Source organism: Methylotenera sp. 1P/1 (genome assembly GCF_000384355.1).
Classification (GTDB): domain Bacteria; phylum Pseudomonadota; class Gammaproteobacteria; order Burkholderiales; family Methylophilaceae; genus Methylophilus.
Genome location: NZ_ARWC01000001.1, coordinates 596,309 through 608,780 on the forward strand (window position 1 = coordinate 596,309; position 12,472 = coordinate 608,780).

General features: G+C 45.5%; 11 protein-coding genes. 2 read left to right on the top strand and 9 right to left on the bottom strand.

Going from position 1 to position 12,472, the window contains the following annotated elements:
- Window positions 1–29: 29 nt before the first annotated feature.
- From A3Q3_RS13540 to A3Q3_RS0102780, 8 genes are all read right to left on the bottom strand, one after another.
- A complete protein-coding gene (locus A3Q3_RS13540; RefSeq protein WP_020182039.1) occupies window positions 30–1,664 on the bottom strand; it encodes a FecR domain-containing protein in 1,635 nt (544 codons plus the stop codon).
- Between the two features lie 6 nt (window positions 1,665–1,670).
- Entirely contained in the window at window positions 1,671–2,354 is a 684-nt protein-coding gene (locus A3Q3_RS0102750) for a response regulator transcription factor (protein ID WP_020182040.1), read from the bottom strand.
- Window positions 2,355–2,460: 106 nt separating this feature from the next.
- Window positions 2,461–3,321, bottom strand: coding sequence for a triphosphoribosyl-dephospho-CoA synthase (locus A3Q3_RS0102755; protein ID WP_020182041.1), 861 nt, complete (start codon window positions 3,319–3,321; stop codon window positions 2,461–2,463).
- A 1-nt stretch (window position 3,322) separates the two neighbouring features.
- Entirely contained in the window at window positions 3,323–4,225 is a 903-nt protein-coding gene (locus tag A3Q3_RS0102760) for a RimK family alpha-L-glutamate ligase (RefSeq protein ID WP_020182042.1), read from the bottom strand.
- Between the two features lie 52 nt (window positions 4,226–4,277).
- Entirely contained in the window at window positions 4,278–5,252 is a 975-nt protein-coding gene (mch, locus tag A3Q3_RS0102765) for a methenyltetrahydromethanopterin cyclohydrolase (RefSeq protein WP_033424929.1), read from the bottom strand.
- Between the two features lie 21 nt (window positions 5,253–5,273).
- Window positions 5,274–6,389: an ATP-grasp domain-containing protein gene (locus tag A3Q3_RS0102770; RefSeq protein WP_157355013.1), complete on the bottom strand. Its 1,116-nt coding sequence runs from the start codon at window positions 6,387–6,389 to the stop codon at window positions 5,274–5,276.
- The gene (locus A3Q3_RS0102775; protein ID WP_020182045.1) at window positions 6,352–7,245 is read right to left on the bottom strand and encodes an NAD(P)-dependent methylenetetrahydromethanopterin dehydrogenase; all 894 of its coding nucleotides are present in this window, start codon (window positions 7,243–7,245) and stop codon (window positions 6,352–6,354) included. The genes A3Q3_RS0102770 and A3Q3_RS0102775 overlap by 38 nt, the downstream gene beginning before the upstream one ends.
- Window positions 7,246–7,353: 108 nt before the next feature.
- Window positions 7,354–8,316 carry a beta-ribofuranosylaminobenzene 5'-phosphate synthase family protein gene (locus A3Q3_RS0102780; protein WP_020182046.1) on the bottom strand — a complete coding sequence of 321 codons (963 nt, stop codon included), beginning with the start codon at window positions 8,314–8,316 and terminating at the stop codon, window positions 7,354–7,356.
- A gap of 214 nt (window positions 8,317–8,530) precedes the next feature.
- Here A3Q3_RS0102780 and ppsA point away from each other — a divergent pair, with 214 nt between their 5' ends.
- Both ppsA and A3Q3_RS0102790 read left to right on the top strand, forming a co-directional pair.
- Window positions 8,531–10,903, top strand: coding sequence for a phosphoenolpyruvate synthase (gene ppsA / locus A3Q3_RS0102785; protein ID WP_020182047.1), 2,373 nt, complete (start codon window positions 8,531–8,533; stop codon window positions 10,901–10,903).
- A 10-nt stretch (window positions 10,904–10,913) separates the two neighbouring features.
- Entirely contained in the window at window positions 10,914–11,732 is an 819-nt protein-coding gene (locus tag A3Q3_RS0102790) for a pyruvate, water dikinase regulatory protein (RefSeq protein WP_025224357.1), read from the top strand.
- Between the two features lie 44 nt (window positions 11,733–11,776).
- Here the strand turns inward: A3Q3_RS0102790 and A3Q3_RS0102795 are convergent, their stop codons facing one another.
- A complete protein-coding gene (locus tag A3Q3_RS0102795; RefSeq protein WP_020182049.1) occupies window positions 11,777–12,352 on the bottom strand; it encodes a glutathione peroxidase in 576 nt (191 codons plus the stop codon).
- Between the last annotated feature and the right edge of the window lie 120 nt (window positions 12,353–12,472).

Consider the following 12,472-nt stretch of genomic DNA (forward strand, 5'->3'; position numbering starts at 1 on the left):
TTTTATATGATGAAATGTAAGCCCCAGCACTATTCCGGGTATGCATAGAATTCATAAACCGTGGCAGCACTCACCACCCCATCGCTGTCCGCATGACGGATATATAGAGTCTGCTTTCCGTACTCTTTGAGCAGGAATTGGTAGTCCGTCTCAACACTACGTTTAACCCACACATCTTTTTGCTGATTCGCATCATTGTCCAGATTAAATTGATAACTTAATCCATCCGCAGGCGGTAGCGTGTGAATGTTGACACGATTGTCAGCAACGTCTATCCAGAACTGGTGGAGATCCGGCTTGCTAGGTATAGGTCTGACGCTAAACTGCGCGACTTGATCAAACGGACCCTGATCATCTCGCCCATCTGCTTGCATCTCTATACTTGCCACACGCCAATAATAAGTCGCTGGAGGCAATGACTGCACTGCCTGATACTCTGTGTTTTCGATGCGTCGCTGCTCAATGATGTGCTTAAAATCCACGTCTTTTGCAATGTCTAACTGATAGGCCTGTGCATTGGCGACTGTCTTCCATTTGAACATTGGGCGCACATCCCCAGTACGTTCACCTGCACCAGGCGAAACCAGTGCCGGCGCAAACGGCTGTGCATTCAAGGTAAAAGCATGCACACTCTCGTAACCTGCAATACCGTATGCATCACGTGCGTGCACACTCAGATAGTAATGACCATCAGGGATATCTTCAAACACTAGCTGAGGCTTGGCTGATGTGATTTCCGCCGTCAATTGATTGATTGTGACATCGGTAGCCACTTTACCTTGCCAAGACACTGCCGCAGCCTGATTTGGCATATCGAATACTACGGGTAAATGGGTAAATTGTGAGTTAAGGCTTGTGGTGTCTATAGCAGAAAGCAGCACGGTGGGTGGCATTGGTGGCTTGCCTTTTTCTGCCTGACTACCAAACCCTGCATTCACGATGACTTCATTATCTGCTGCTTGCAAACTCACCTGACCTGCCAGCGTAGCTTGCAGGGTATGCGTGTCATCTGCATCCACGCGGAACTTCGTCCCACGTACAGCGGCGACTGCGCTAGGCGTGATAATTTGCATGGCATTGCCTTTGATATGTTTGGGATTAGCGACCGTTTCGGCCTGACCTTGCTGCAAACGCAGCTTGGTATCCACCATTGCGCCTCCACTATACAAGCTCATCGTATCTAATACCAACTTTGCATTGGATGCAAGGCTTGTCAGCGTGCCATCGGCAAACTGAAGCGTCACTTTACTGTTGTCTTTGGTGATAAGGGTCGCTCCAGGACCTAGCGCTTGGCCTAGCCGTAACGGAACTAATGTTGGCGGATTAGGTGCTTGCGCGCCCTGCTGCAAAAACACTTGACCACTGACCTGCACTGCCTGCGCTGAAGCTGGCACTTGTTTAACCAAAGTGAGTGGTACCTGTAAAAGAAATCCAATAGGGATGCGATAAGGATCTTTAATATGATTAAGCCGCTGGAGTTTTACCCAATCATTAGGATTGATTAAATGTGCACGGGAAAAATGGATAAGATTATCGCCAGGATGCATGGCGTAACGCCATATCATATCGTTCTCGGCAGCATGCACACTCAGTGTTGAAAATGCATATAAGGCAATCAGTATTGAATGTGCAGCAGTCTTGTTTAAACCAGCTGATACTTTCATAAAGAATTAATCCAACCGTTCTAAGCGATAACCTTGGTGATACACAGAGATCAAACGCCAACCAAAAGGTGGCAACAATTTCAGTTTACTACGCAAATGACTTACATGTACATCAATCGTACGGGTGTCGATATCGGGCGAGGAAGCCCAAACGACTTTGGTCAAGTGTGACCTAGACAATAGAACACCCATCTGGCTAAAAAAATACAGTGCCAAATCTGTTTCTTTTTCAGTAAGCTTGATAGGATCGCCTTCAATCTCGAACTTGCGTTTGTCAAAATCCACTTTTAAACCACCGTAAACACTGGTGTCTCGTGATGAAAGCCTGGCATGATGGCGACGATACAGCGCGTTGATTCTGGCGAGCAATACTTTGGGGTTAGGTGGCTTAACAATGTAATCATCAGCGCCAGACTCAATCACAGACACGACGTCCTCTTCTGAATCACGACACGTTAAAAATACTACTGGTGGATAATTGCCTTTTATTTTTAAACTGGCCAACACTTCGGTACCTGCCATATCTGGCACTTCCCAATCCAAAATCGCAACATCGTATTTTGCACCGTTGAGTGCTTTTAAGCATTCACGACCAGAAGGAAAATAATCAACATCATGTCCATCGCTTTGCAAAATCGCAGTGATTTCACTGGCAAATGTTTGATCATCTTCTAAAAATGCTATTTTCATTCAATCACCTATCAAGATTAACGCGGGGCGCATTTTTACATAATTATATGGACGAACTGAATAGACAAATTGTTAAATTTCGTTAAGCGCTTTAGTACCTCAGCTTTTACGCAACAACTAAGCTGTGATGTAGAAATAACGTAGCCACCGTTAAATCCGCACTAGTACCCGGGTTAATGCCTTGGTTTTTCAAATCACGGTCAAACGCTCTCAATGTTGGGAGATAAAGTTTAGGATTTTCTTGATTTAAAAAAGCCAGATAATGCTCACGTGCTTCTTTTTGCAACTGATCCGCCACCTCCAAGCCATATTTACGCGCGACATGACTATCGGTGTGATGCGCAAGCCAATACAAATAAACGGCTGTCGTAGCCCATGCTGGGCGGTCCCATCTCACTAGTGCTTGCTGATAGTGTGGCAACCCTTCGTGCAATATAGGGTAAAACTGATTGGTATATTGCAGCGCAATGTGATCTCTCAGTGCCGCCGCTTGCATCGCTTCTAACAAGGTACATTGCGCTGACTCATGAATATCATGCTGTGCACTCTGCCCCAACCCACCGGGATTCGCCAATTGAATAGCGTCGAATGCCCATTGTGCGTCTTCAATGGTCGTATGCGCCAATACATCGGTTAGTGCAGCCTCAAAAGGCTCCGCCTGACTGTGTAGCGCAGCCTGTATCAATGGTGCACACAACAAAATAATGCCTAAATTGGTATTGCAGCCCACGGCTTGATGGGTTGCCGCAACAGATTCGTAGATACGCTGACCCAGCGAGAAAGATGGATTTGCAATCACATTAGCAGACACTTCTGCACTGGTGATAAATTGCTCAACGACCATGCCGTGTCCATCAGCAAAAATATGTACATTACCGGGCTTCAGCGCCTCCAGTTCAGCCATGCATGCATTCTGATACACCTTTGCAAGCCGTTGTGCAATGATGTGTTTAGGGTCGCTTACCATATCATCCGTTTGATTTATTTGCTTTATCGATTAAGTCGTCTACCAATGTTTGCGCAATATCCACAGTGCATACACTTTGTAGACCACGCCATGCCGGAATGCTATTTACTTCTAGCACCCATAATTGATCATCCGCATCTCGGATAATATCCACTCCGCAGTAATCAATGTCAACGGCTAGCGCAGCACGCTCTGCCAACGCCTGAATCTCGTCATCTTCTACTAATAAGCATTGGGCGCCACGTGCGACATTATGCAGCCAACCCTCGCCGCTCCGCCGCATAGTAGCAACTGCTTTATTATTGACGACAAACACGCGGTAATCATAATTATAAACACCTGTATTGACCATTTGCTGTAAATAATACACGCCATCCACAAACATATCGCGTGGCAATGGCAGCGCATCTTGCTGCGTCACTAGGCGCACGCCTTGGCCTTGGGAGCCAAATAGCGGCTTGATAACTAACGAGGTATGCAGTTCTAGCTGGGCTGAGATAATATCGTGTGCCTGCTGCCTAGATTCACATACCCAGGTAGCGGGCGTTGGGATGCCGTGATGTTTCAACAAAAAACTGGTCATGCCTTTGTCTACGGTACGCTCAATCGCTTTCGCATCGTTATATATATAGGTGCCTTGCATGCGCAAAATATGCAATATATTCAAACGTGTAATGACTTGCTGCAACGTGCCGGCGGCTATGCCGCGAATAAAAGCGAAACTTGGTTGTGCTGAAAAATGTGGGATGTGTATGCTTGCTTGTTGCCCAGACAAATCAATCATACAGTCTTGCAACTCTACAAACACAGCTTCTACGCCGCGCGCGGCAAGTGCATTGCTAAGCGCAACGCCATGCCAGCCACCCTGCTGGGCGGCTTCGTCCGTAATAATGGGGATTCTCATTTAAAACAAATTACTTTAACTAATAAATTTAAACTATTGATTTATAATATATTTAGTTAAAAGACTGTTCTAACAACGCTTCGTTAAATTGCCCAGCAAAATAGCTATGGCCTGTGTCTAAATTAGTCACTGCTACTTTGGCAGGTGAAAATAATAAAGGATCGATTTTATAAAAATCCATATTCACCGCTTTGAACACTTCAGCAAACGGGCGGCCATAATCTTTAGATGAACTGCTTGGCAATGATTTCGCCAGCGCTTCTGCTGCCGCATCTGTGCATTTCACATACAAATGTACAAATCCACCAAACAATATCGCATCATTGGTTCTACCCATGCCAGTTAAAAAGTCCGGAGAAGGCGCAGGAATTGGCGCAACACCATATCCATCCACTAATTGATGCAATGGAAAATGCACTGTATGCAATTTGTGTAAAGCCACTTCCAATACGCGCGCGGTAATTTGCACCGTCCCCGCTAGGCTTCTGGTAGGCGTTAAAATAAAAGTTAATTCATTTGCCGGAATTTGCGTGTCTCTGACCACTTTTTCAATGACTTCTTTAGGTGGAATTTTGTCTGTTTCCAGCACCAAGACCGTTTGTTTAGCTGCATCCTGATATTGAATTTCAGTAAAAATCTCTTCACGTTGCGCCAGCGCACGTGCAGGCCCGCTACCTAACGAGAAAAATTTCTCATGGGAGAGTGCCCAGCCCGCATACTGACTGCCTAAGCAAGCCACTACGGGGCTCATCGCATGCACTTTCACGCTGAGTGGCCAGTTGGCAAAAGTAGTGTTGTTTTGCAAAGTAACTTGCCCAAGCCCACCCATGCAGATCTCCGCCACAAGCCGTCCAGCCTCTAAACCGCCTTTTGCTTGAATGCCTGCATCAATCAGCGTAGCACCTGTCTCGTGTTTAGACACTATCACCTGCAAAGCATCTGCTTGTGCAATCATCCGCTCAACTATTGGTAATGTGAGCGCATGAATACTCATTTTTGATGGATTTGTATTGTTTTGATTTTGCATCGGAACCCCCGTTTTACTATCTTAAATAATGCCAGCTCTGGCTTGTACCAAATGCTTAGCTTCTTGTACATTATCTGCCGATGACGTCACCGTACAGATAGGCATACCTATCTCAAAATATTGTGATTGGCTTGGAATATCACTCACCCACTCCGGCCAAATTTTATCTTTAGCAATCTGTACTGGTTGATGCGCATACACAATATGGTGCGCTTTAGACTGTGTGCTCAATACCAGTGTCGGCATGGCCTCGATACCAAATGCACTGACATGCGATGCCATCAATGTGCCCTTCTGTGGTGTATACAAATCCACGGTTGCACTTAGGCGTGGATTGATTTCCAGCATCACCAATTGTTCGCCATCGACCACCGCATCCACACTGTTCAAACCTTTAAGGTTGAATTGCTTACTGGCTAGCGAGACAAACCGCTTAAAGGTTTCAACCAAATGCGCACTTAAAGTAATTTGACTGACCGCCCCACCATACTTAAAAGGCGTATGCTTATCTGCATCCACCCATTGTTCATTCATGCCAATCACTTGTACATTTTGTTCACTGGCTAAGAATAGACAAGAAACCGGTGTGCCGATTTGCATTTGTTGAAAATATTGATTAGATTTCAACGGTGCTTGATAGGCGCTAGCCCATTGGATATGCGCACCACCACTCCCGCCAACCTCCTTCACCAGCCAATCATCTAGCATGCTGGGTTGATTCATTGAGATAGCAGGCGTTAAAAACTGATTCGCATGGCAAAACGCAGCAAATATTTCGGGATGCTTACTTGCTTTTATAGTATCTGCAGAATTGCCTAATAAGCGGAAGCGCTGACCGATGCTAGCTAGAAGATCAGGCTGCGCTTCAAACCCTGCGCCATAGCAAACACCAAAGATATCTGCAGAATCTATTACATCTAATGCACGCAATAAAGCTTGTGCGTCAAACTGATGGCCAGTGCAGGCCACCTGAATACATTGTTTTGCCATGGCTTGCGTGTCTTGATCGACAAACGCATCCACAGCAATCACATCAAATCCGGCATCCTTTGCAGCTTTTACGTATGGCCGGCTAGATATTGCAACAATAACGAGCGTTTTATTTGGCATTGGCGCAAGCAAAGTCGTAGGCATCATGATAATCAATATGCATAGGCACATCACTACTTAGCATGCGTTGTAACAACTTGTGTTGTGTTACATATTTAAGCTGACCAATGGCTAAGGCGCCGAAGCCAGCAATCGCAGTACCTGCAATCACATCTCCATTCGCCATCACATCCACACCTTCTATCGCAGAAGGCGGCACTGCGTTTACGTCTGCCACTACTTTCAAGCTGGAAGATTTTGCGAAATGATCTAGGCCTAACACACGTACACCTGCCGGTGTTGCGCACAAAGCAACACTGGCTTGCGCCAACGCTGTTTTTTTGGCGGCATCGCTACTGCCATCCGCTACAGTTAATTGCACGTCATAACGTTGCTGCATGTTATCCACATAGGCTTGCATGCTGGCTGTGTCTGCATGTGCCATCATCATAATTTTTGCGCCTTGGCGCGCAGCAATCAGTGCGGCGGTAGAGCCAACCGTGCCGCTCGCACCAAAAATCGCAATGGTTTGCTGGCCTAATGTTTGCTGGCTCTTTTGTAAATGCGCGTCTACTTTTGCCAACATTGCCGCAGCTGTTGTAAATGCGCCGGAAGGATCTGAAAACGTAGACATTTCAAACGGTTTAAACATAGCGCTTCTGGCCGCTTTTTGCATATCGAGTGCTAAGTGAATATCGCGTCCACCGAAAAAGAACGCTTCTTGTTTAATCCCGCTTGGGCTTCTAGAGAAAATCGCATCTTGCGTTAGCGCAACCACTTCATTCAACAGCACATTGGTATAAGGCATGATCTTTTCATACCCGGCATCAAACGCCATATTGACATCAAACGGGCTTGCATTTTTGGCTGCTGTCACAAGGTGTAATATGCTGATTTTATTCATAATTCGTCTTCTTATATAAAGTAATCGAAAAAATTTATTAATATTGTATTTCTAATCATGCACTTTAACCGCAACACAACGCAACCAAAGCCATGATTAACCTAGCAATTAGCCTTTATTTCTAATATTAATCTGCGCACCGTGATTGTTTGCCGTACATATTTTCCATCGTAACGACATATCACTAAAGCGAGCCTGTAGGCGAGACAAATGCATTTGTGCTTCTTGTTGGTTAGCAAATACAGCAAAGCCTGTCGGGCCCCAAGAGCTTTGTCCAGCGCAGTGAATACCATGCGCCAACAAATCACCCAACACCGCAGTCACTTGCTTGCTAGCGTACCGTCCTCCTTGCACTGGCGCAAAATAATCACCATTGTAAGCCTGCAATGCCGATACAGCTTTACCAAACGTGGCTAAATCCTGCTCCACAAGCGCCGGTAATGCTTGCATCAGCAATTGGTGGCTTAATTGCTGCGTGTTTGGTAAGGCATGATCCGCCAATCGCTTGAACGCCTGCAACTCTTCGTCGCCATGCACACCTGTGTGTTGGTCATCGAATATCAACAAAATACGCCATGCTTCTGGAAACGCATGCTGCGCAATAATAGGCGGTACGACTGTATGAGAATTGCTACCTGCATCCAGTACAACACCACCCGTAGCAAATGTACCGATGCCAATCCCAGAGCGCGCACCGCGTCCAATTAAGCCGGCAATATCGCGTAAAGGTAAATTTACGTTAAATAATGTACTGATTGCGGTACCAATCGCCAATGCCATTTGCGTCCCAGAACCCAAGCCGGCATGACGAGGTATTTGCTCAATCACCCGGACATGCACAGGCGTATGTATCCCGGCATGCTGTAACAACAGTTGCTTGGTACGTTCAATATAGCTAGGCGCTGCCTCACCTTCACCGATAGATACTTCGACACGCGTATGCGGTGCTTGCAGGCTCACACCCATGCTACCAAAGCGACGCCCTATCGACCCGTTAAGATCAAAAAATCCCATATGCAATCTAGCGGTGGTGATCACTTCAACGGAGTGCGGTAATGAATTTGATTTCATGATGCTCTAACAAATAAGGGTTAATTCTAGAGTGAATCGCACTATACCAAGATTTCATCAATGGTTTTAGTCAATTCTGACTAATCAAGCAACGTGACATCAGTGGCCTAATTTGGCATAATGAACGTAATAAACGCTTTAATTATATTCAATATAAACCTGTCTTCACACGCAAATTTAGTGTGGGTTGTTAAAACAATATTAAGGGATTCGTATGTCTAGCCATGTCATTCCATTTGAAAATCTACGTAATAGCGATGTACCTTCGGTTGGGGGTAAAAACGCTTCACTAGGTGAAATGATTTCTCAATTAAGTGCTAAAGGCGTACGCGTTCCAACCGGTTTTGCAACAACCGCTGATGCGTACCGTGAGTTTTTATCACAAGGCGGTTTAGATAAAAAAATCAATGATTTACTAGATAAACTTAATGCAGATGATACGCAAGCATTAGCCAAATGTGGTGCGCAAATCCGCGGTTGGATTATGGAGGCACAATTTCCGCCTGCATTACAAACAGCCATCGCAGAAAGCTATGCTCGTTTGATTGAGAAATCTGCCCCAGGCACTACCTTTGCCGTACGTTCTTCTGCGACCGCAGAAGACTTGCCAGATGCCTCATTTGCAGGCCAGCAAGAAAGCTTTTTAAATATTCACGGCTTGGACAATATTACCCACGCAATTAAAGAAGTATTTGCCTCTTTATACAACGACCGTGCGATTTCATACCGGGTACATAAAGGTTTTGTGCATGCAGATGTAGCGCTTTCAGCGGGTGTGCAGCAAATGGTGCGTAGCGATATCGGCTGTGCAGGTGTCATGTTTACGATTGATACGGAATCAGGCTTTAAAGACGTGGCATTCATTACCTCCTCTTATGGCTTGGGTGAAACTGTGGTACAAGGCGCCGTCAATCCGGACGAGTTCTATGTACACAAACCATTATTGGCACAAGGCAAACCAGCAATTGTACGCCGCACCATGGGTTCTAAACTCATCAAAATGGTGTTTTCAGATGCTACGCAAGCAGGTAAATCAACCCATACCATTGATGTAGATCCAGTAGATTCTGACCGCTACTCACTCACGGATGCAGATATTTTGGAATTGGCTGGCTACGCCATGACCATTGAATCTCATTACGGCTGCCCAATGGACATTGAATGGGGTAAGAACGGTTTAGATAACAAGCTGTATATCTTGCAAGCACGCCCAGAAACAGTGAAGTCACAAGAAGCCAATAACAACGTAACCGAAACATACAAATTACAAAAACACTCAGCTAAACCATTGGTTGCTGGCCGTGCCGTGACGCAAAAAGTAGGCGTGGGCCCGGTACGTATTGTGTTAGACCCTGCACAAATGCATGAAGTACAACCTGGCGATGTGCTGGTTGCCGACATGACAGACCCGAACTGGGAACCCGTGATGAAACGTGCAAGCGCGTTGGTAACGAACCGCGGTGGCCGTACCTGCCACGCTGCGATTATTGCGCGTGAATTAGGTATTCCTGCCATTGTAGGCTCTGTGAATGCGACAGACTTGCTGCGCGAAGGTGAGATTGTGACCGTTTCATGTGCAGAAGGTGAGACTGGTTTTGTCTATCACGGTGCCTTCGATTTCGAAGTCAGCACACAAACAAACAGTGCTTTGTCTAAACCACCATGCAAAATCATGATGAACGTAGGTAACCCAGACATGGCGTTTAGCTTTGCGCAAATCCCGAATGACGGTGTTGGCCTAGCGCGCTTGGAATTTGTGATTAACAATATGGTAGGTATTCACCCGAAAGCTATTCTGAATATCGACGCCATGCCGAAAGCCATTCAAGACACGATTAAGAGCCGTGCGCGTGGCTATGCTTCACCTAAACAGTTCTATATTGATAAAGTAGCAGAAGGTGTCGCCACCATTGGTGCAGCGTTTTACCCCAAACCAGTCATCGTGCGTACATCTGATTTCAAATCGAACGAATACAAAAAACTGGTCGGCGGCGAGATTTACGAGCCAGATGAAGAGAACCCAATGATTGGCTTCCGCGGTGCGGCACGTTACATGGCAGAGGACTTTAAAGAGTGCTTTGCTATGGAATGCCAAGCCATGAAACGTGTGCGCGATGAAATGGGTCTCACCAATGTTGAGTTAATGATTCCATTTGTACGTACCTTAGATGAAGCGAAAGCTGTCACAGAAATCATGGCAGCCAATGGTTTAAAACGTGGTGAAAATGGCTTGCGCCTCATCATGATGTGTGAAATTCCATCGAATGCATTATTGGCTGAGCAGTTCTTAGAATACTTTGATGGATTCTCTATCGGCTCTAACGACTTAACGCAATTAACACTAGGCATGGACAGAGACTCTGGGATCTTGGCCGATGGCTTTGATGAGCGTAACGACGCGGTCAAAGTGCTACTAAAAATGGCCATCAGCACCTGTAACCGTCTTGGTAAGTATGTGGGAATTTGCGGACAAGGCCCTTCTGACCACCCTGACTTTGCAGAATGGCTAGTTGCGGAAGGTATTCAATCCGTTTCCTTGAATCCAGATACTGTTGTTGCCACTTGGCAGCGTCTAACCAAAAAATAGTTAGGTGGGCATTGTGAATCGTACCGTTTTCTTTATCTCAGATGGCACTGGCATTACTGCTGGTGCCCTCGGTAAATTGCTTGAGCACTTTCCCAGAACACACTTCACACAAGTGCGCATGCCATTTACCGACACATTAGATAAAGTGAAGTTGGCGAAACACGCAATTCAGGAAGTGACAGAAGAGGATAAAATCCGCCCAGTTGTGATTATGTCAGTAGGCAATGTTGAGCTGCGCCAAGCGTTGAAAGACATTGATGCCTACTTTATTGATTTATTCAATGTCTTTATTGATCCATTGGGTGAAGAGCTGCAACAAAAACCACTGACCGGCGCAGGCATTGCGCATAGTGTCATGGGTAGCAATTATCACGAGCGCATGGAAGCAGTGAATTTCACGCTGAACCATGATGATGGCATGACCAACTCCGGCTTAGAAGAAGCACAGGTGATTTTGATTGGTGTATCACGCTGCGGTAAAACACCTACCAGCGTGTATTTAGCCATGCAGTTTGGTATTAAAGCCGCTAACTACCCTCTTATTCCAGAAGACTTTGAGCGCGGCTCACTGCCTGCGGTATTGCATAAGCATATCGATAAAATATTTGGATTAACCATTAAACCTGAGCGCTTGCACTCTGTGCGCAACGAGCGTCGTGCAGGTAGCTTTTATGCTTCTTTAGATAACTGTAAAAAAGAAGTCGCAACGGCCGAAAACTTAATGCGGAATGCAGGCATTACTTGGGCTGATTCTACCAGTCGCTCTGTAGAAGAACTTTCCGCCATCATTATGCAGAAGATTAGACAGCCAGCTAAAACAGCGGCCTAATCCATCGCAAAATAATAAAGCCACCCTCAAATCGGGTGGCTTTATTATTTGGCAGGCTTCAAATAGGGTTTAATTTTACCTAAAATCTCTTTTGAATCCGGCAGAACACTACTCTCGTAGGCATATACCTCTTTACCACCAGGTAAAATGACATATTTATAAAAATTCCATTGTGGCGCTTGACCAGTTTTGGCAATCAATTGTTGGTACAACGGATTAGCATTCGGGCCGGTCACATTGCTTTTTGCCATCATCGGGAATTTCACTGCATAAGTTAACTTACAAAAATCACCAATTTGCTTGTTATCGCTCAACTCCTGCTTAAAGTCGTTGGACGGAAATCCAATCACCATCAAGCCTTGGGCTTTATATTGGCTATACATACCCTCCAACGCCTCAAACTGTGGTGTGAACCCGCATTTGCTGGCCGTATTCACCACTAAAATTGGCTGCGCTTGATAATCACACAAATTAATCTTCTCACCTTGCAATGTCGTCAGTTGCTGATTATAAATACCGTCACAAGACTGCGCGGCGTTCACATAAGTAGTGCCCAACAACAATAAGGCACTACTTATGATCAAAACACTGCGCTGATATCCAGTTGCAAACTCACCCATATCCATACTCCTTTTTTGTTTCAACAGATTGACTGCTAACACACACAATCGTTCACCTCACATTAACGCACTATTTCTATGCGCATTTGTACTAATACTGTGCATTTTTCATATATATAG

What these genes read in the sequence shown, in the direction of transcription:
- A3Q3_RS13540 (WP_020182039.1), bottom strand. Translation starts at nt 1,664, where the DNA reads ATGAAAGTATCAGCTGGTTTAAACAAGACTGCTGCACATTCAATACTG.
- A3Q3_RS0102750 (WP_020182040.1), bottom strand. Translation starts at nt 2,354, where the DNA reads ATGAAAATAGCATTTTTAGAAGATGATCAAACATTTGCCAGTGAAATC.
- A3Q3_RS0102755 (WP_020182041.1), bottom strand. Translation starts at nt 3,321, where the DNA reads ATGGTAAGCGACCCTAAACACATCATTGCACAACGGCTTGCAAAGGTG.
- A3Q3_RS0102760 (WP_020182042.1), bottom strand. Translation starts at nt 4,225, where the DNA reads ATGAGAATCCCCATTATTACGGACGAAGCCGCCCAGCAGGGTGGCTGG.
- mch (WP_033424929.1), bottom strand. Translation starts at nt 5,252, where the DNA reads ATGCAAAATCAAAACAATACAAATCCATCAAAAATGAGTATTCATGCG.
- A3Q3_RS0102770 (WP_157355013.1), bottom strand. Translation starts at nt 6,389, where the DNA reads ATGATGCCTACGACTTTGCTTGCGCCAATGCCAAATAAAACGCTCGTT.
- A3Q3_RS0102775 (WP_020182045.1), bottom strand. Translation starts at nt 7,245, where the DNA reads ATGAATAAAATCAGCATATTACACCTTGTGACAGCAGCCAAAAATGCA.
- A3Q3_RS0102780 (WP_020182046.1), bottom strand. Translation starts at nt 8,316, where the DNA reads ATGAAATCAAATTCATTACCGCACTCCGTTGAAGTGATCACCACCGCT.
- ppsA (WP_020182047.1), top strand. Translation starts at nt 8,531, where the DNA reads ATGTCTAGCCATGTCATTCCATTTGAAAATCTACGTAATAGCGATGTA.
- A3Q3_RS0102795 (WP_020182049.1), bottom strand. Translation starts at nt 12,352, where the DNA reads ATGGGTGAGTTTGCAACTGGATATCAGCGCAGTGTTTTGATCATAAGT.